Annotated in this window: 14 protein-coding genes and 1 pseudogene; 6 read left to right on the forward strand and 9 right to left on the reverse strand. The window is 74.0% G+C overall.

Annotated elements, in window-relative coordinates:
* Window positions 1-254 precede the first annotated feature (254 nt).
* Window positions 255-815 (forward strand): hypothetical protein, encoded by a 561-nt coding sequence (locus ACP4J3_RS29610; protein WP_426539214.1) that lies wholly within the window; start codon window positions 255-257, stop codon window positions 813-815.
* 144 nt (window positions 816-959) lie between these two features.
* On the opposite strand, the gene ACP4J3_RS29615 is transcribed toward ACP4J3_RS29610, so the two are convergent.
* The 4 genes from ACP4J3_RS29615 to ACP4J3_RS29630 all read right to left on the reverse strand — a co-directional run bounded on the left by ACP4J3_RS29615 (window position 960) and on the right by ACP4J3_RS29630 (window position 9,008).
* The gene (locus ACP4J3_RS29615) at window positions 960-5,609 is read right to left on the reverse strand and encodes a hypothetical protein (protein WP_426539111.1); all 4,650 of its coding nucleotides are present in this window, start codon (window positions 5,607-5,609) and stop codon (window positions 960-962) included.
* A gap of 64 nt (window positions 5,610-5,673) precedes the next feature.
* Entirely contained in the window at window positions 5,674-6,555 is an 882-nt protein-coding gene (locus tag ACP4J3_RS29620) for a hypothetical protein (protein WP_426539112.1), read from the reverse strand.
* Window positions 6,556-6,706: 151 nt separating this feature from the next.
* Window positions 6,707-8,233: a hypothetical protein gene (locus ACP4J3_RS29625; protein WP_426539113.1), complete on the reverse strand. Its 1,527-nt coding sequence runs from the start codon at window positions 8,231-8,233 to the stop codon at window positions 6,707-6,709.
* 82 nt (window positions 8,234-8,315) lie between these two features.
* The gene (locus ACP4J3_RS29630) at window positions 8,316-9,008 is read right to left on the reverse strand and encodes a GntR family transcriptional regulator (protein ID WP_426539114.1); all 693 of its coding nucleotides are present in this window, start codon (window positions 9,006-9,008) and stop codon (window positions 8,316-8,318) included.
* A 134-nt stretch (window positions 9,009-9,142) separates the two neighbouring features.
* Between ACP4J3_RS29630 and ACP4J3_RS29635 the strand changes: the two genes are divergently transcribed.
* Genes ACP4J3_RS29635 through ACP4J3_RS29655 form a run of 5 tightly spaced genes read left to right on the forward strand, consistent with a single transcriptional unit; the run spans window position 9,143 to window position 13,542 of the window.
* The gene (locus ACP4J3_RS29635; RefSeq protein ID WP_426539115.1) at window positions 9,143-10,435 is read left to right on the forward strand and encodes an MFS transporter; all 1,293 of its coding nucleotides are present in this window, start codon (window positions 9,143-9,145) and stop codon (window positions 10,433-10,435) included.
* The gene (locus ACP4J3_RS29640) at window positions 10,432-11,283 is read left to right on the forward strand and encodes a putative hydro-lyase (RefSeq protein WP_426539116.1); all 852 of its coding nucleotides are present in this window, start codon (window positions 10,432-10,434) and stop codon (window positions 11,281-11,283) included. The genes ACP4J3_RS29635 and ACP4J3_RS29640 overlap by 4 nt, the downstream gene beginning before the upstream one ends.
* A 20-nt stretch (window positions 11,284-11,303) precedes the next feature.
* Window positions 11,304-12,062 (forward strand): LamB/YcsF family protein, encoded by a 759-nt coding sequence (locus ACP4J3_RS29645; protein WP_426539117.1) that lies wholly within the window; start codon window positions 11,304-11,306, stop codon window positions 12,060-12,062.
* Window positions 12,059-12,676, forward strand: a complete 618-nt coding sequence (locus tag ACP4J3_RS29650) for a 5-oxoprolinase subunit B family protein (protein WP_426539118.1) — start codon at window positions 12,059-12,061, stop codon at window positions 12,674-12,676. The genes ACP4J3_RS29645 and ACP4J3_RS29650 overlap by 4 nt, the downstream gene beginning before the upstream one ends.
* A complete protein-coding gene (locus ACP4J3_RS29655; protein ID WP_426539119.1) occupies window positions 12,673-13,542 on the forward strand; it encodes a biotin-dependent carboxyltransferase family protein in 870 nt (289 codons plus the stop codon). Before ACP4J3_RS29650 ends, ACP4J3_RS29655 begins: the two co-directional genes overlap by 4 nt.
* A 294-nt stretch (window positions 13,543-13,836) precedes the next feature.
* Here the strand turns inward: ACP4J3_RS29655 and ACP4J3_RS29660 are convergent.
* The 5 genes and pseudogenes from ACP4J3_RS29660 to ACP4J3_RS29680 form a co-directional block, all read right to left on the reverse strand.
* Window positions 13,837-14,667, reverse strand: a pseudogene (locus ACP4J3_RS29660) (SGNH/GDSL hydrolase family protein); the annotation flags it as partial.
* Window positions 14,664-15,824, reverse strand: coding sequence for a glycosyltransferase (locus tag ACP4J3_RS29665; RefSeq protein WP_426539120.1), 1,161 nt, complete (start codon window positions 15,822-15,824; stop codon window positions 14,664-14,666). The pseudogene ACP4J3_RS29660 and the gene ACP4J3_RS29665, both read right to left, overlap by 4 nt.
* Window positions 15,821-16,951, reverse strand: coding sequence for a glycosyltransferase family 4 protein (locus ACP4J3_RS29670; protein WP_426539121.1), 1,131 nt, complete (start codon window positions 16,949-16,951; stop codon window positions 15,821-15,823). The genes ACP4J3_RS29665 and ACP4J3_RS29670 overlap by 4 nt, the downstream gene beginning before the upstream one ends.
* A gap of 185 nt (window positions 16,952-17,136) precedes the next feature.
* Window positions 17,137-18,555, reverse strand: a complete 1,419-nt coding sequence (locus ACP4J3_RS29675) for a HEAT repeat domain-containing protein (protein ID WP_426539122.1) — start codon at window positions 18,553-18,555, stop codon at window positions 17,137-17,139.
* A gap of 301 nt (window positions 18,556-18,856) precedes the next feature.
* Entirely contained in the window at window positions 18,857-19,249 is a 393-nt protein-coding gene (locus tag ACP4J3_RS29680; protein ID WP_426539123.1) for an ankyrin repeat domain-containing protein, read from the reverse strand.
* Window positions 19,250-19,327 lie beyond the last annotated feature (78 nt).

Below are 19,327 nucleotides of genomic sequence, written 5' to 3' on the forward strand. Positions count from 1 at the left end.
CTCCCTCGATCGCGCGGCGCCCCGACGGCGGGAACCGGACGGTCACCCTGGCCAGTTGGCCGGAATTTTATCTTTCCCGGGAATCTTCGAGACGCGTCGTTCGTCCTTCTGTACGGGAAATGGGGGCGGAATGGGCCACAGGAGCCGTATCCCGTCCCTCGGCGGCGTAAAACAGCGCAAGCCGGGCAGCCACTGGGGAGCCGGGTCTTCAGGCACGGGCGAGCGGTCTGCTGGCGGTGGGGAGTGACACGGTGATGGGCACGGCGGAGCGGCGCGAGGCGCCCGAGGACGGCGTTACGGCGCCCGCGAGGACGCAGCACGCACCCGAAGCGCTGGATCGCGACATTCCGGCGGGCACACGCCGGGAGACGGAGAGCGGCACCGGGTCCGTTGATGACCGGGCGGCGGTCCAGGAGTCGTCGGGTTACCGGCCGCTATGGGTGGAGGAGCCCGCGCGGCGGCGCCGGATGCCGGATCCGGTGCGGAGGTCGGCGGTGCGGGCCGTGCTGATCATCGCGCTGACGCTGATCCAGGCGATGGTGGCCTTCCTGTGCACTCTGGCGGGATCGTGGCTGGCGTTCCCGATGGTGATCAGCAGCGTGGTCAGCACCGTGGTGGCCACCTGGGGCGCCCTCGACGTCTGGGTGACCCGCCAGGTGTGGAACCAGCGCAACGGCGTGGTCTCGGCACCGAGCAGCACGGCCCGCTCGCTGCGCCGCGAGCGGCGCCGGGCGCGCCGGCAGGCGCGGGAGGCGGAGCGCGCGCAGGAGCGAATACGTCGGCGGGGTGGGGCGGGGCAGTTGTCGCACTCCTGAGCGGTCACGTCGCAGGGCGGCTGGCTGCGAGGCGCGTGAGCGCACACAACCAGCCATGTCCTCAACGGCGTACCTCCGCGGTCCACGCGGCGGCGATCCGGCCGACGCGGAGCCACCGAGCGTGATCATCGGGCTCCCGCCCGCTCAGGGGGCGCTGTTCGCCGGCTTCTTGAACATGCGCGTCGCCGTGATCTCGCTGTGCACCGCCTCCCCCGCCTGCGGCTGCTGGGGCAGTCCCGGGCGCAGGTGCTCCTCCACGCTGATGTACTTCAGGCCCGCCCTGAGGTCGGCGTCATTGCGCAGGCGGATGACCAGCGGGAACTCCGCCAGTGCCGTCGTGTCGAATAGGCCGGTGGTGTAGAGGAGCTGGACGCCGAGCGCGTCGGACACGGCCCGCTGCAGCTCCAGCAGATAGGTCGCGTTGGCGCGGCCGATGGGGTTGTCGAGGAACAGCGTGCCCGCGTGACGGTGCTTGTCGCGGCCCCGGTCGTTCGACCTGAGCGCGGCCATCGTGCAGTACAGCGCGATGGCCGCCGTGAGCAGCTGGCCCCCGGAGAACACGTCGCCCATCTGGCCGACCGGCACCCGCTCGGCGCGCAGCACGGCGTCCGGCTTGAGGATCTCGACGGCGACGCCCTTGGGCTGGAGCGCCGCCGCGACTCCTCGCAGCAGCAGGGACATTCCGTCGCGCCGCAGGTCGGAGTTCTTCTTCACGGCCGCTCTGGTCGCCTCGTCGATGACCTCGCCGAGGCGTTCGGTCAAGGTCGCCTGGTCGGGCTCCTCGAAGCGGATGCGCAGGAACTCCTGCCCGGACCACTCGCCGAGCCCCTCGGGCAGCCGGGACAGGCGCTGGGCGGAGCGCAGGGTGGCCAGCGCGGACTCCACCAGGCCGCGGAGGCGGTCCACGATCGAGTCGCGGTTGCGTTCGAGCTGGGCCAACTCGTCGGTGAGGACGCGCAGTCGGGGGGCGAAGGCGTCCGCCCACTTCTGTGCGTGCTCGGGCAGTGCGGAGGCGGGCAGTTCGCGGATCTGCTGGCGGGCGGGGGTGCGGACTTGCTCGTAGCGTGTGGAGTTGGCGTGCCGGACGAGTACGTCGCTCGCCTCACGGACGGCGGCATCGGCGGCGGACAGGTCGGCGGCGCAGCCGCGCAGCGACCGGCGGGCCTCGGCGGCGGACTGCCGGGCCTCCTCGGGGCTGCCGGGGTACGGCTCCGGCTCCTCCTGCTCCTCGTCGGTGGTGTGCTCGCGCAGCAGGTCGCGGAGCATCGCTGCGATCTCGTCGAAGCCGCCGGCCGCGTCCTCGGCGGCGCGGTGGGCTTCGAGGAGTTCCGCGTGGGCCTCGCGGGCCTGCGTCAACGCCTCGGTGCGGGAGGCGAGTTCGGCGGTGGCGGTGCGCAGCAGGGCCTGTGCCTGGTCGGCGTCGCGGGGCTGGAGCTCCTCGGACAGCTCGGTGTGCGCCTCGCCGTCCTCGGGTGCGTGCCGCTCGGCCTCGCCGCGCAGCCGGCCCAGCTGCTCGCTCGCGCTGGACATGCGGGTCTCCAGGAGCTGGACCAGCTCCTCCGCGCGCGCGGCGGCCGCCTGCCGGGACGGTCCGTCGGAGCCGTCGGGCGACTGCAGGAGCTGTTCGGCCCGGGTGCGGACCTTGTTGCTGAGCCGGTCCAGCTCCGCGCGGGCGGCGCTCTCGTCGCTCTCCGCGCGGGCCTGCTCGGCCCGCAGGTCGGCGCCGACGCCGACCTTCTCGTACACCTGGGAGGCGGCCCGGTACGCCTCGCGCAGCGCGGGCAGGGACGCCTTCGGGGCGTCCGCGTCGGTGTCCGGTACGTCGTCGGGGGCGCCCGCGATCTCCGAGCGCTCGGCGCGCAGGGTGCGCGCGGTGCGGCGTGCGTCGTCGGCGGCGCGCTGGGCGGCGCGGCGGTCCTCGTCGGCGGCGCGGGCACGCTCCAGGCAGGACTGGGCGCGGGCCTCGGACTCGGTGGCCTCGTCGGCGAGTTCGCGCAGCTTGACCTGCCAGCCGGCCCGCTCGCGCAGCCGGAAGGCCAGCCCGGCCAGGGCGTCGGCGGAGCGCCGCGCCTTCTGGGCGGCCTCCTGGCGCTCGTCGCGGACCTGGGCGGCCTCGGCTGCGGCTTCGTCGGCCTCGGCCCGCACGGTCCGCGCCTCGGCCAGCTCGGCCTCGGACTCCTGCGCGAACGCGCGTGTGTCCCGCGCGGCCTGCGCCAGCTCGACCAGGTGTCCGGCCGGGCAGCCGGTCCGCCACGAGGCGAGCCGCGCCGCCAGCTCCCGGTCCTTGCCGAGCCGCGCGGCGAGGGTGCGGATCTCCTCGTCGCGCTCGGTCGCCCGCGCGCGCAGCGCCTGCCGCTCCTCGTCGGCGGCGTGCTCGTCGTGCATGGCCGGGTTCGGCGGTACCAGGAACACATCGGGAGAGGGTCCGCCCGGTGTGTCGGCGGCCGGGGTCGGGGCGAGCAGGGCGGCCGCCGTGCCGACCGCGACGGCGGACCGGGGCAGCAGGGCCGCGTCGCTCAGCACCTCGCGGGCACGCGCGTGCGTGCCGGGGTCGGTGATGATCACGCCGTCGACCAGTTCGGGCCGGGCGGCCAGCACGCGCGCGTGGTCGGCGGGGTCGACGGCCTGGGCGAGGTAGCGCCAGCCCGGCAGCGCGGGGATGCCCTGCTCGCCGAGGAACTCCACGGTGGCCAGCACGTCCGGGCCGGGCGGCAGCAGCCCGCCGTCACCGAGCGCGCCCAGGATCCGGGCGTCGTCGGCGGCGGCCGTGCGCAGCTCGAAGAGCTGGCGCTCGGCGGCGGACACGGCGTCGTCGAGCAGGTCACGCAGTTCGTCGGCGAACCGGTCCAGCTCCTCCGGGGTGAGCGCGCCCTCGCGCGCGGACTCGCTCCCCCTGTCGTCGTCACCCATGCGCGGCGCGGGCACGGGCCCGCGCCGCACGCCGGACTCGCCGGTCAGGCTGAGCAGTTCGGCGAGCCGCTCCACGGCCGCCAGCCCCTCGGCGAGCCGCCGCTCGGCGTCGTAGGCACGCTCCGCCGCGGTCGCCGCGTCCGCCGCGCGGGCCGCGGTCAGCTCCGCGCGGGACTCGGTCGAGGCCGCCTCGCGGGCGTGCTCCGAGGCGCGGCGGGAGGCCTCGCGGGCGGTGTCCCAGGCGGCGACGGCGCTCTTCTCGGCGTCGCTGGCCGCAAGGGCGGCGCGAGCCGGGTCGGCGTCGGGCGCGCTGTCGTCGAGCCAGCCCGCGCGCACGGCCTCGGCGGTCTCCTGCTCGACCTCGGACAGCCGCTGCCGCAGATGCCCGGCCTCACTGCGGGCCCGCTGCGCGTCGGTGGCGGCGGCGGTGGAGTCCCGGTACGCGGACTCGCTGACCTCCTGGAGCGCGGCGGACCGCTCCTCCCCTTCGTTGGCGAGGGCCTCGGCGTTCTCGGCGGCGGCGTGCAGGGCCCGTACGAGATCGACGGCGGCCTTGGCGCGGGCGGCCAGGGCGGGGGCCGCGTCCCGCTCGGCCTCCTGGATGGCGGCCGCCACGCGCGCGACGCGGTCGGAGGCGGCGCGGTGCCGCAGGACGGCTTCGGCGGCCTGCCAGGCCGAGTGCAGGGTGCGTGCGTCGGCCAGCTCGCGCTTCTGGGCGGCCGCCGACTTCTCGGCCGCCGCGAGCGCCAACGAGGCATGCCGGTAGGCCAGTTCGGCGGAGATCAGCGCGCTGCGCTCGCGTGCCGCCTCGGCGTGGGTGACGGCGTACGCGGCGGCGGTGACCCGCTGGGCGAGGTCGGCGGCCCGCAGCCGCTCCTGGACGCCCCGCGCGGACAGCCGCCGGGCCAGGGTCCGGGTGCGCCGCTCGGCGCCAGCATGGATGTCACGCGCGCGTGAGCGTGCCTCGGCGGCCTCGACGATCCGCCCGAGCAGGTCGACGGACCCGGCGGTGAAGTCCCGCTCGGCGATCAGCTCGGCCCGTCGGCCCAGCTTGTTGCCGAAGCCGCTGACCAGGTCGGCGAGGCCGTCGGTGTCGCGCGTGTCGGTCACGGCCCGCAGCAGCAGATCGGTGAAGTCGGCGTCCTTCTTGACCGCGAAGAGGCCGGCCGCCTCACCTTCGTCGGCGTTCATCTCCCGCTGGTAGCGGAAGAGTTCGGGGTCGAGGCCGAGGTCGCCGAGGTGCTCGATCCAGCGGTCGTGGATCTCTTCCCAGTGCACCTCCAGATGCGGATACGCCTTGCCCGCCTCCGTGAGGGCGTCCCGGAAACCCTTCATGGTGCGGCGGCGGCCCTGTGCGCCCGACTGGCCCTCGACGGGCGGCCGTACGGCGGTGGACTCGGCGACGGGCAGGTTGTCCAGGCTCAGCCCGGGTCCGGGGCGGAAGGAGTACCAGGCCTCGGCGAACTTCCGCGGGTCGTTGGAGACCTGGCGGCCGCGCCACTCGCTGACCTTGCCGACCACGACGCACTCGCCGGTGAGCGTGTGCTGCCACTCCAGCGCGACGTGTCCGCAGTCGTCGGCGAGCAGGAACTTGCGTAGCACACCGGAGCTGGCGCCGCCGAGGGTGTTGCGGTGCCCCGGGAGCATCACCGAGAAGATCAGCTTGAGCAGGACCGACTTGCCGCCGCCGTTCTCCAGGAACAGCACGCCCGCGGGGGCCGGCCTGCGCGGCGGCCCGACGGGCTCCTCCTCGAAGAACTCCGCCTGCGTGGGCGCGGGGTCGGGCACGGTCTCGCCCACACCGCGCAGGTCAAGCACGGTGTCGGCGTAGCGCGCACCGGCCGGTCCGATGGAGTAGAGGCGGACCCGGGACAGCTCGTACATGGCGGACTCTCGTAAGTCTTCGGCAGGTCGGGGAAGTTCGGGGACTCGGGGGAGCTCGTGGGCTTCAGGCGGAGTGGAACGGCAGCCCGGCGTCGGCCACCAGCTCCAGGTGGTCCGTGTCCTCGGCGGGCAGCAGGGTCGCCGTGCCGTCGGTGACCGGGACCACGCCGAGCTCCAGCAGCTCGGCCATGGCGGCGCTGCCGGCCATGTCGCGCACCTGGAGCTGGTAGCGGGCGGTCGTCCGGTAGGTGCCGCCGTTGTCGTCGCCGGTCCGCTGGAGGAACCCGGAGTCGGTGAGGAAGGCGACCGCCTTGCCGATGATGCCGGTCGTGGAGCCGGCGAGGCGGCGGGCGTCCTTGGTGGCGCCGGTCGCGCTGCGTCTCACCCAGATCCGCCAGGCGGCCTCCAGGCCGGGCGCGTCCGTGGCGGGGTCGGTGTTCTCCCCCTGCTCGTCCGCGCGCTCCTCCAGCTTGCGGCAGGCCTGCCGGACGAAGGCGTCGACGCCGTTGACGGTGACGCGCCCGATGTAGCCGTCGTCGGCCAGGTCCTCGGGCCGCGGGAACGCCAGGGCGGCGACGGCGAGATGTGCCAGCCCGTGCAGGAAGCGGTCGCTGCCGTCGGCGGAGGTACGACGCGCGTAGTCCCCCATGCGCACGGCGAACACCGAGTCCTCGGCCGCGGTCACCGCCATCCCCGCGCGCGGCGAGACCTCCAGCACGATCAGGCCGAGCCCGGTGGCCACGGCGTCCGCGAGCCGCGCGAACGCCGGGTCCTCGCGGTAGCGGCGCAGCAGATCGGCGTACTCCTGGTCGCGCGCGGGCTGCAGCTTGGGCTGGAGCCCGAAGGCGACGAGCCGCGCCGCGTCGGCGGCGTCGGCGGGGGTGACGGCGGCAGGCGCCGACGGGGCGGCGGCCGCCGGCTCACTCCACTCGACGTGCTCGGTCACGGTTTCGGCTCCTTGTCGGGGTGTTGCTCAACGATGCGGTGGTGCGCGGAGGTGCGGTGCTGGTCGTCCCTGCGGTGCCCGGCGCAGCTCATGCGGTGCCCAGCACAACCCGTCCGGTGCCCGGCGCCGCTCATGCGATGCCCGGCGCGGCTCATGCGGCTTCCGTTCTGTCGGCGGCCATCCCCGCCGCGTCCAGCAGAGCCGTCCCCACGATCAGGTCGGCGCCGCCGAACTCGGGATCGTCCAGCTCCGTGCCGTCGTCCACGGCGAACAGCAGCTTCTCCTCGCCCTGCCGATAGGCCGTGCCGACCGCCGGGCTGGCCGCGTGCACCGCCAGCAGCGCGACGAGGTACGGCAGGTCGGGATCCTGCCGGCGTGCCTGCGCCAACAGCCCCGACAGCCGCCGTGGCGCATCCGCCGGCAGGTCCAGCAGCTCCGTCGCCGCCGCGAGCTGCTCCTCGCTGAACCGGCTGTCGTCCGGCGTCGCGATGAGGTCGGGCTCGGGCATCTCGGCGCCCAGGTGCTCCCGCTCCACGGGCGGCGTCAGCAGTATGTCGACGAGATCGCCCACCCGCACCGACACCGGGGTCCGCAGTCCCGTCCCGCGCGCGAAGTAGGCGTCGGTGACCCGGACCGCCTGCTCCAGGGGCAGCGGCAGGACGGGGGCGACGAGGTGGCCGTACAGGTCGATCCCGGACGTCGTCATCGGCGTCGCGAAGGCCTGCCGGTCCTGTTCGGCGCGGAAGAGCGGTCCGGCCTCCAACAGCCGGGACTGCAACTGCGTATGCCGTCGGATGCAGTCCTTGACGATGTCGACCAGCTCGGCCGCGCGCCGCTTGTGCTGCGGGTCCTCGGTCTCGTCGCGGGCCTTGCGGATGTTGGTCAGGATCGCGTTCTCGTGGCGGTAGCGGTCGGCGACGTGGTCGAGGGCCTCGGCGATCATGTCCGGTACGGAGTTCAGCCAGTCGACCGCCCGGACGTTGCGCCGGGTCGCGTCCAGGGCGCGGCGGAGCGTCTCGGAGTACTGCACGGTGCGGTACCGGGCCTGCTCGGCGGCGAGCTGGGCGTCGGCGAGGCGGCCTCGGTTGATCAGCACCTCGAGCTTGACCTCGGCGGCGATCTGCGCGCTGGTCACGTCGGTGTCGAGGGCGCCGACGAGGACGTTGACCGCTTCGTCGGTCGTCCGGAGGTAGACCGTGCCGCCCGGTCCCGGCACCTCCTCGATCAGCTTGAAGTCGTAGTCACGGCGGACATAGCTGCCATCAGGCGCGAAGGTGCCGTACACCGCCCGGAAGCCGCGGTCCACGCTGCCGACGTTGATCAGGTTCTCCAGGACCCAGCGGGCCACCCGCTCGTGCTCGGCGACGGGGCGGCGCGGGGCCTGGGCGGCGATGCGCGGGATGAGGCGGGCGACGATCTGGTCGTGGTCGGCGCCGGTGTCGAAGTCCATGTTGAGGGTGACCAGGTCGATGGCGGCGAGCGCCACCTCGGCCATGCCGTACACCGAGTACTCGCCCGCGAGGTTGGCCTTGCGGGCGTCGAGGTCGTGCAGCGGCGCGGTGCAGGCGAGCGCGCGCAGCCGCCGCGCCAGCCCCTCGTCGGCGGCCGGGCCCGGAGCAGGGCGCGGCCCCGCGCTGAGCTGGGGCGGAACACGGTCCGTCGATGCAGGCGAAGTCACGGTGCACAGACTAGGTCCTGGGTCTGACATCGACCCAAACGAACGCCCTCCGCCGTGACGGCTGCAACCGCAGGTCGCGCCGCTACGGGGCGCTCACCCGCCGCTGGTAGACCTCGACGACGCGTTCCAGTGAGTCGTCGAGGTAGACCGCGAGCAGCTTCTCGGCCTCGCCCTTGTCGCCCGCCTGAAGGGCCTGGAGGATCTGCCGGTTGCGTGCCAGGTACGGCTCGTGCAGTCGCCTCGGGTCGTCCACGACGTGGAAGGCGAGCCGAAGCTCCGCGAAGACGCTGCGCATCAGCTCGTCGGTGCGGGCGCTTCCCGCGAGGGCGACCAGCTCCCGGTGGAAGTGGATGTTGGCGGTACCCACGCCTTTCCAGTCACCTTCGCGCGCGGCCCGCCGCCCCTCCTCGACGGCTTCGCAGAGCCCGTCCAGGCTGTGCGAGGGCTCGCCGAGACCCCGCACTACGGCGCACTCGACCAGGCCGCGGGTGCGGTAGATGTCCTCGACGTCCTCGACGGTCAGTACCCGGACGAAGACCCCTCGGTTCAGCTCGTGCACGAGCAGGCGTTCGTGTGTGAGCAGCCGGAACGCCTCGCGCAGGGTGTTGCGGGAGACGCCGAGCGCGCCGCCGATGCTGTCCTCGGACAGGCGGGTGCCGGGAGGGAAGAACCCTTCGGCGATACGGCTCCTGAGGATGTCCGAGACCCGCTCCGCGGTGCTCGTGCGGCCCAAGAGCGCGCGGTCCTCGGACAGTGAGGTCAGGTGCTCTTCCATGCCTGGAATTCAATCGCAGACACAAGAACGAAACAACATGGGTATTGAGGGATCGTTGAACAATCCTCTACGGTACTGCGCACCGGCACGGCTCACTCTCCAAGCACCCTCCGTCCCCCCTCTGCGAGGTGCCCATGAGCACGACCCCTCCGCCGCAGGCCCTGTCCCACCCCACGACCGACGAACGCGCCGCCGACGACGGCGCGTTCGCCTGGCTGCGCGCTCTCGGTCCGCGCGGCCGGCGCGCCTTCGCGGGCGCTTTCGGCGGCTATGCCCTGGATTCGTACGACTACTTCACCCTGCCGCTGAGCATGGTCGCGCTGGCCGCGTACTTCGGCCTGGACAGCGGCCAGACCGGCCTGTTCACCACCGTCACGCTCGTGGTCTCCGCGGTCGGCGGCGCCCTCGCCGGGGTGCTGGCCGACCGGATCGGCCGGGTCAAGGCACTGATGATCACGGTGATCACCTACGCGGTCTTCACCGTCGCCTGTGGCTTCGCGCCCAACTACGAGACGCTGCTGGTCTTCCGCGCCCTTCAGGGCCTCGGCTTCGGCGGCGAGTGGGCGGTCGGCGCGATCCTCGTCGCCGAGTACGCGAGCGCCAAGCACCGCGGCCGCACGCTCGGCGCGATCCAGAGCTCGTGGGCCGTCGGCTGGGCGCTGGCGGCGATCATGTACACGCTGGTCTTCTCGCTCGTCGACGACGACCTCGCCTGGCGCGTGATGTTCTGGACCGGCGCGCTGCCCGCGCTGCTCGTCATCTGGATGCGGCGCCGGGTGCACGACGCGCCCGAGGCCGTGGCCGTGCGCGAAAGGAGCACCGAGAAGGGCTCGTTCGCGGCGATCTTCAAGCCGGGCCTGCTGCGTACGACGATCTTCGCGGGGCTGCTCTCGACCGGTGTCCAGGGCGGCTACTACACCCTCGCGACCTGGGTGCCGACCTATCTCAAGACCGAGCGGGAACTTTCGGTCGTCGGCACCGGCGGCTATCTGACGTTCCTGATCTCGGGTGCCTTCATCGGCTATCTGACCGGCGGTTACCTCACCGACCGGCTGGGCCGCCGGCGCAACATCTGGCTGTTCGCGCTGCTGTCGGCACTGTGCATCCTGGCGTACGCGAACATCCCGAGCGGCGCCAACACCCTGCTGCTCGTGCTCGGTTTCCCGCTCGGGTTCTGCATGTCGGCGATCTTCAGCGGCTTCGGCTCGTACCTGAGCGAGCTGTACCCGACGGCGGTGCGCGGCACGGGACAGGGCTTCACGTACAACACCGGCCGCGCGGTCGGCGCCGTCTTCCCCACCACGGTCGGCTTCCTGGCCGACAGCTGGGGCGTGGGCGGCGCGCTGGTCTTCGGCGCGATCGGCTACGGCATCGCGGCGCTCGCCCTGCTCGGGCTGCCGGAGACACGCGGGAAGGAGCTGGCGTGAACCGTACGGAGCGGCGTCCGCTCCCGGCCGTGACCGGCGACCGCCCGCTCACCCTGGTCGACGAGCACGCGCACGCGTGGAGCCCGCGCACCGCACGCGCGCGCTTCCGCGAGGGCCTCACGGGCCCCACGGCCGGGGTCGCGGCGGGCCACACCCAGGTCAACCTGATCTCGGTGCCCGCCGACTGGGCGTACGACATGCTGCTGTTCTGCCAGCGCAACCCCAAGCCCTGCCCGGTCCTGGACGTCACGGACGCCGGATCCTGGACCACCGTCCTCGCCGACGGCGCCGACCTGCGCACCGATCTGCCGCGCTACCGGGTGTGGCGCAACGGCGAGTTGGTGGACGAGCCGACGGACGTGCGCGCCCACTGGCGGGGCGATCTGGTGTCGTTCCTGATCGGCTGCAGCTTCACCTTCGAGTGGGCGCTGGCCGAGGCGGGCGTCCCGATCCGCCATGTCGAGCAGGGCCGCAACGTCCCGATGTACGTGACCGGCCGCCCATGCCGTCCGGCGGGGCGGCTGCGCGGCCCGATGGTGGTGTCGATGCGCCCGGTGCCGCCGCAGCACGTGGCGGCGGCGCTGCGGGAGACCGGCCTGCTGCCGGCGGTGCACGGCAGCCCCGTGCACTGCGGCGATCCGTCGGCCCTCGGCATCGCCGACCTCGGGCGGCCCGACTTCGGGGATCCGGTGGACAGGGAGCCGGACGACATCCCCATGTTCTGGGCCTGTGGAGTGACCCCGCAGGCCGCGGTGATGGCCTCGCGCCCACCGTTCGCCATCACCCACGCGCCGGGCCAGATGTTCCTGACCGACGCCCGCGACGAGCAGTACCGCATCGTCGCCTGACAGAGGAAACGACGTAACGCATGACCTCGATCGATCTCAACGCCGACCTCGGTGAGGGCTTCGGCCGCTGGCAACTCACCGACGACGAACGGCTGCTGTCGGTCGTCACCAGCGCCAACGTGGCCTGCGGCTTCCACGCCGGGGACGCGGCCACCATGCGGCGGGTGTGCGAGCAGGCGGCCGAGCGCGGGGTGCGGATCGGCGCCCAGGTCTCCTACCGGGACCTGGCGGGGTTCGGGCGGCGCACGATGGACGTGCCGCCCGCCGAACTGACGGCCGAAGTGGCCTACCAGATCGGCGCCCTGGAGGTCTTCGCGCGAGCGGCGGGCACGCGCGTGTCGTACGTCAAACCGCACGGCGCGCTCTACAACCGCGTCGTGCACGACGAGGAGCAGGCCGGCGCGGTCGTCGACGGCGTGCTCCTGGCTGATCCCGCGCTGCCCGTGCTCGGCCTGCCCGGCTCCCGGCTGCTGGACCTGGCCGCCAAGGCCGGGCTCCCGGCCGTCACGGAGGCGTTCGCAGACCGCGCGTACACCGAACAGGGCACGCTCGTGCCGCGCGGCCTGGACGGCGCCGTGGTCACCGACCCGGAGGCCGTCGTGGAGCGCTCGGTGGGCCTGGCCCACACCGGCGAGGTCACCTCCCACGCCGGGACCCGGGTCGAGGTACGCGCGCGGTCCCTGTGCCTGCACGGCGACACACCCGGCGCGGTCGAGCTGGCCCGCCGGGTGCGGGCGCGGCTGGAGGAGTCGGGTGTGCGGGTGGAGGCCTTCGCATGAGGGCGCTACCCGTCGGTGCCGACGCGCTGCTCGTCGAGGTGTCCTCGGGCGAGGAGGCCCAGGCGCTGCACACCGAGCTGCTGCGGCGCCGCGCCGAGGGCTCGCTGTCGGTCCGCGAGATCGTCCCCGCGGCCCGGACCGTCCTGCTCGACGGCCTCGCCGACCCGGCCCGCCTCGCCTCCGAACTGACCTCCTCCGCCGTGCCGCCCGCTCCGCCACGCGCGCGTGAGGTCGTCGAACTCCCGGTGCGCTACGACGGACCGGACCTGGCCGACGTCGCCGCGCACTGGGGCGTGTCCGCGCAGGAGGTGGCCCGCATTCACGCGGACACCGAGTTCAGCGTCGCCTTCTGCGGCTTCGCGCCCGGATTCGGCTATCTCACGGGCCTCCCTGCGCGCTACGACATCCCTCGCCGGGCCACCCCGCGCACCGCCGTCCCCGCCGGTGCGGTGGCGCTGGCGGGCCCGTACACCGGCGTGTACCCGCGCTCGTCGCCGGGCGGCTGGCAGCTGATCGGCACCACGGACACCGTGCTGTGGGACCACACGCGTGTGCCGGCCGCGCTGTTGTCGCCGGGCACGCGCGTGCGCTTCGTTCCGGTGGGGAGCTCATGACCGACCGCGCGCTGTCCGTCGTACGCGCCGGGGCACTCACCACTGTGCAGGACCTCGGCCGTCCTGGGCACGCCCATCTCGGCGTCCCCCGCTCCGGGGCGCTGGACGGACCCGCGGCGGCCCTGGTCAACCGGCTGGTCGGCAACGCCCCCGAGGCGGCCGTACTGGAGACGACCCTCAACGGCTGCACGGTGCGGCCCCGTTCCTCCGTCACCGTGGCGGTCGGCGGCGCGCCCTGCCGGGTCGCGGTGGACGGACGCCCGGTGGCCTGGGGCGCCCCGGTGCGCGTGCCCGCGGGTGCGCTCCTGGACGTCGGCGCGGCCCTCTTGGGCGTACGGAGCTATGTGGGCGTCTCCGGCGGCATCGCCGTCGAGCCGGTCCTGGGCAGCCGCTCCACGGACCTGCTGTCCGGCCTCGGCCCACCGCCCCTCACGGACGGCGCGGTGCTGCCCCTGGGCTCCCCGACGGGGCTCCACGCGCGCGTGGACGTCGCCCCACAGCCGGCGCCACCCGCCGAACTCGTCCTGCGGGTGACGCTCGGCCCGCGCGACGACTGGTTCACGCCGCGGGCCGTGCGCGCCTTCACCGCCCGGCCGTACCGCGTCTCCCCCGCCAGCAACCGCATCGGGCTGCGCACCGAGGGCCCTGCCCTGGAACGGGCGCGCACCCGTGAACTCCCCAGCGAGGGCGTGGTCCTGGGCGCGGTGCAGGTCCCGCCCGACGGCCGGCCGGTCGTGTTCCTCGCCGACCACCCGACGACGGGCGGCTACCCGGTGATCGCCGTCGTCCGCGCGGCTGACCTCCCGGCCGCCGCACAGGCGGTGCCAGGCACTCCGGTGCGCTTCGTGGCCGTACGCCGCCGCTGACGGCCGTGCCCGCACCCGCCGTGGGCTAGCGGCGGGTGTCACAGCCGGCGCGTGCCCGGGCGCCGTGGGCGCCGTGCGGGACCTTCACAACACCCCCTGAGTCCGTTACGCCGCCTCCGGTTCGCGCTGCTGCTCCGGGACCGAGCGCGGCCCGGGCAGCGACAGTCTTTCGGGCAGCGCCGGCTCGGCCGCCACGGACCGGTGCTCGGGCACCGACCGAGGCTCGGGCACCGGCCAAGGCTCAGCCACCGGCCAAGAGTCGGGCACCGGCCAAGGCTCAGGCAGCGCCCTCGTCTCCGGCACCGTCAGCGAGGCCAGCGCCATGGACGCCGCTTGGGCCGCGCGCAGGTCGAGCCGCCCGCAGGTGCCCCGCGCGCGGTGCCGCATCTCGGTGACGGCGAGGCGCAGCAGTTGGGGCAGCAGGTCGTTGCACCGCCGGACCACCCAGGCGGTGCCCGCGGTGGCCAGCCACAGCAGGCTCGCCGACCTGGTGGGCGGCGGGAACTCGGGCTCGGGCGAGGGCGCGGTCCCCGTCGCGATGCCCCGCTTCGCCAGCATCGCGTGGAAGCGCAGCGCGAGCTGGCGGTGACCGCGCTCGCCGGGATGCAGCCGGTCCGCGCTCCACATGGCGCGGTCGCCGATCCAGTCGTCGTCGACGGCGTGCAGATGCACGGCTCCGTACCGCTCGGACAGCGTGTGGACCACCGTGTTGACCGCCCGCTGCCGCCGGGCCAGCGGGTGCCCCAGAACCCCCGGCAGGCCCAGCATCGTGCCCGGGTCGGGCAGACAGGCCGTGAGCACGGCGGTGCCCTGACGGGTGAAGGACGCGTAGACCTTGTCGAGGCGTTCGGCGATCCTGTCGATGTCGTAGGTGCCGCGCAGCGTGTCGTTGACGCCCACGACGACGGATGCGACATGCGGCCGCAGGGACAGCGCCGTGGGGAGCTGGGTCTCCAGCACGTCCCGCGTCTGTGCCCCGCTGACCGCCAGGTTGGTGAACTCGGCGGACGGCTCGGACAGCCCGCCGGCGAGCAGCGCGGCCCAGCCGCGCCACCCGTTCCCCACGGGATCGCCCACCCCCTCCGACAGGGAGTCCCCGAGGGCGACGTAGCGCAGCGGTCTCATGCCGCGCCCTCCGCACGCGTGAACGGCCGTGCCGGCACGGCCGCGTCGTGCGCGGTCAGGAAGGCGTCCACGGCCGTGCCCCACCCGAAGCACTCGGCACGCGCGCGTGCGGTCTCCCGGCGCTCGCGCTCCGGACGGTCGAGCAGCATCTCCACGGCGTCCGCGAAGGCGTCCCCGTTGTCCGCGGCGGTGGCCCCGGCGGAACCGATCACCTCCGGCAGCGCGGAGGACGCGCTCGCGACGACGGGCGTACCGCAGGCCATGGCCTCCAGCGCGGCGAGCCCGAAGGTTTCGGCGGGCCCGGGGGCCAGGGCCACATCGGCGGAGGCCTGGAGCGCGCCGAGCAGGCTGCGGTCGGCGACATGCCCGAGGAACGTCACCGGCAGATCGCGCTCCTGGGCCCGCTTCTCGAGGCCCGCGCGCAGCGGCCCGTTCCCGGCGACCACGAGCACGGCGCGCACTCCGCGCCGGCGCAGCGCCTCCAGGGCGTCCAGGGCGGTGCCGGGCCGCTTCTCCACCGAGAGGCGGGAGCACATCACCAGCAGCGTCTCGTCGGCACGCGCGTGCGTGGCGCGCAGCGCGGCGTCGCGCAGGGTGGGGCGCCGGTTCATCAGGTCGACGCCCAGCGGGGCCCGTACGACGTTGCGGGCGCCGATCCGCACGAACTCCCGCTCGGCGAACTCGGTGGTGCACACGACCTTGGAGTACGTGTGGGCCGTACGGACGTTGAGGGCGTCGGCGGCGCGCCGGGACAGGTTCTCCGACAGGCCCCAGGTGCGCAGCACGCCGTCGGCGGTCTCGTGGGAGACCATCACGGCGGGGACCCGGGCGCGCCGGGCCCACCTGCCGGTCCAGCGCAGCGTGGTGCGGTCGGAGACCTCCAGGCGGTCGGGGGCGAGCTCCTCCAGGAGCGCCGCGACCCGGCGCTTGTCGATGAGGACGCGGTAGCCGCCGGTGCCCGGCAGCATCGGGCCGGGCAGGGTGATCACCCGGCCCTGCTCGGTCTCGCAGTCGCTGTGCTTGTCACCGGGCACGATCAGGACGGGATCGTGGCCCGCCAGCTTGAAGCCCTTGCCCAGCTCGCGCAGCGCGGTGCGCAGCCCTCCGGAGGCGGGCGCGACGAAGTTCGCGAGGCGGACGATGCGCAGGCCGGTCATGCCGCCACCACCGCCCGGCGCGCGGCGAGCACGTCCCCGTAGTGCCCGATGAGCTGGTCGCCGATCGCTGCCCAGGTGCGGCCCTCGACCGTGGCGCGTCCGGCGGCCCCGTAGGCGGCCCGCAGCGCCGGGTCGGCGACCAGGGACCGCACGGCGTCGCGTACGGCGTCGGCGTCGCGCGGCGGCACCAGCAGGCCGGTGCGGCCGTGGTCGACCAGGTCGAGGGGGCCGCCCGCGGCGGGCGCGACGACGGGCACGCCGCTGGCCATGGCCTCCTGCACGGTCTGGCAGAAGGTCTCGAAGGGGCCGGTGTGGGCGAAGACGTCGAACGAGGCGAAGATCCGGGCGAGGTCGTCCCCGCCGCGTCGGCCCAGGAAGACCGCGCCGGGCAGCGCCTCGGCGAGTGCGGGCCGGCTCGGCCCGTCACCGACGATCACGACCTTCACGCCCGGGATGCCACAGGCGCCGGCGAGCAGGTCGATGTGCTTCTCCGGGGCGAGCCGCCCGACGTAGCCGACGATGACCTCGCCGTTCGGGGCGAGTTCGCGGCGCAGCGCCTCGTCCCGCAGCTCGGGGCGGAAGCGGGCGGTGTCAACGCCGCGTGCCCACAGCTTGAGCCGGGGCACCCCGTGGGTTTCGAGGTCGTTCATGGACGCGCTGGACGGGACGAGGGTGAGGTCGGCGGCGGAGTGGACGGAGCGGATGCGACGCCAGGCCGCGGCCTCGCCGGCGCCCATGTAGGTGCGGGCATATCCGGCCAGGTCGGTCTGGTAGACGGCGACGGCGGGGATGCCGAGCCGGGCGGCGGCGGCCATGCCGCGTACGCCGAGGACGAAGGGGCTGGCCAGGTGCACCACATCGGGCCGGTGCTGGATCAGCGCGGCGGCGAGGCGTCGGCTGGGGAGCGCGACCCTGACCTGGGGATAGCCGGGGAGCGGAAGGGAGGGGACATGGACGACGGGGCAGGGCGCCAGAGCGGCGGCCCCCTTGTTCCCGGGAGCGGGAGCCGGTGCGACGACGAGGGGAGCGTGACCGCGATCGACGAGGTGTCGGGCGGTCTGGAGCGCGCAGTGGGCCACGCCGTTCACATCGGGGGGAAAGGATTCGGTCACGATGACGACACGCATACCGGTGTTGTCGCCGTGCTGGACGTGGCCGCGTCAAAGTGGATCTTTCCGAACGACAAACGTCCCATGAGCGTTCCGCTGCGCGCCCGAGCGGGTCAGATCACGTCCATGCGCGCCTGACCCGCCGGCCATTCCGTGTTCACCCGGCGGGCAGATCTCTCCGAGATTCACCGGGCGAACACATGTCAGCCGGTGCTCGCGTCCGGTCCGATCCGGCTGCGGACGGCCGTCTGGACCTCCGCCTCCTCGGCGGGGTCGGCGGCGAGCCGGCGCAGTCGTTCGACGACGCGGGTGTCGCCGGTCTCGGCGTGCCTGGCGGCGATCTCACGGGTGGTCTCCTCGCAGTCCCAGAGGCACTCGATGGCGAATCCGGACGGGAAGGAGGGGTCGGTGGCGGCCAGCGCACGGGCGGTGCGGCCGCGCAGATGGGAGGAGGCGGTCTCGCGGTAGACGTGCCGCAGCACGGGGGCGGCGCAGGCGATGCCGAGCCGTCCGGTGCCGTCCACGAGGGTCCACAGGGTCGGGGCGTCGGGGCCTTCGCCGCGTACGGCCTCCCGTAGGGCCGCCAGGACGAGGTCCTTGTCCTCGGCCCCGCCCCGGCAGGCGAGCATGCGTCCGGCGGCGGCGCCCAGCGGGTCGGGCCGCCGGGCCCAGCCGCGCGCGCGGTCGACGGCGGCGACACTGCGCATGCGCTCGAAGGCGTCGACGGCGGCCTCCACGACCGGCGGTGAGCCGGTGATCACGGCCGCCTCGATCAGGTCGAGGGCGTCGGGGTCGTTGCTGTCGGCGAGATAGCGCAGGGCCGTACTGCGGGCCCCATCGGTGCCGTCCTGGGCGGCGGCGACGATTTCGGGCCGGTCCTCGGGGCCCGCGACGGCCATGAGGCACCGCGCGGCGGGCACATGGAGCGCAACGCCGCGCTCGAGGCCCTGCTGGGCCCACTCGAAGACCGCCTGCACGCTCCACCCCGGACGGGGCCCGGTAGGTCGCATCTGGCGCTGCCAGCGGTCGAAACAGCCGGCCTCCTGAGCGGCACGCACGCGCGTGGCGATCGATTCGCGCGGATCCTCGGCCCACAGCCGCCAGGGCCGTGGCTCAAAAGCGTCCCGTACGGCGGCGGCCAGCTCGGCCTCGCCCTCGGGATCGGCCGGGAAGCGGGCGAGGACGGGCGCGGCGAGGGCGCGCAGCCCGGTGTCGTCGTCCCTGAGGGCGAGCTCGTCCAGGGCCCAGGCCCAGTTGGAGCCCGTGGCGGCGTACCTGCGCAGCAGCGCGAGCGCGTCCCGCCTGCCGTAGGAGGCGAGGTGGCCGAGGACGGCGAGGGCCAGGCCGGTGCGTGACTCCTCGGTGTCGAGGGCGTCCTCGACGTCGAAGAGGTGCGCCTCGATCTCGTCCAGTTCGCCGCCCAGGTCGAGGTAGAGACGGGCGTAGTACAGGGAGCGGTTCTCCACCTGCCAGTCGTGGCGGGGATCGCGCAGCACACAGTGGTTCAACGCCGCGAGCGCCTCGGCGCGCGGGGCGGTGAGCGCGTGCAGTGTGCCGTCGCCGCGGCCCCGCTGGAGCAGGCCGAGCAGCGTACCGCTGGGCGCTATGACCGGTTCGAACATGGGAAACAGCCTCACATCAAGCGTCGACGCAACCGGGGATCCTGCATTACCTGGCCGCGTGACAACACGTCGGGGCGCCCGCCGTTTCCTGCTTGCTGTAGACCATCTTCCTCTGCCTCTCGTCAGTGGCCCTCGCGGACCGCATCACGGCCCGCGCGGTGCGGCAACACCTGCCCAGCCATCGCGTCCGTGAATCACGACGTCATGATGACTCGGCACTTCCGTCTGCCGCGACCGAAATTTCGGCGGCCCGGTACCGCCTCCCCCGTTTTCTGTGTTTTCGCTGGTCAGATGATTCGGATCAGTGTGCGCCGAACAGCTCGAGCAGGTCCGCCTTGCCGAACATGCGGGCCGTGTCGACGGCCGACGGGGTGCCCGCGGCCGGGTCGGCGCCGCCGTCCAGCAGGGCCCTGATCACTTCCGTCTCGCCCTTGAAGACCGCACCGGCGAGTGGCGTCTGGCCGCGGTCGTTGACATGGTCCGCCGCGGCGCCCCGGGCGAGCAGGGCGCGCACCGCGTCGGCGTGGCCGTGGTAGGCGGCGAGCATCACCAGGGAGTCGCCGCGGTCGTTGGTGAGGTTGGCCGGAACGCCCGCGTCGACGTACGCCACGAGCGCTTCGGTCTGCCCCTGCCGGGCCAGATCGAAGATCTTGGTCGCCAGCTCCACGACCTCGGGGTCGGGGGCTTCACTCATCGGCCGGACCGCCTCTCACTACGAACGGGGACTGCGGGGAACTGCGGGGAGCACGGGTACGGCCGACGAGCGGTGCTC

This window comes from Streptomyces sp. UG1 (assembly GCF_049974585.1).
Classification (GTDB): Bacteria; Actinomycetota; Actinomycetes; order Streptomycetales; family Streptomycetaceae; genus Streptomyces.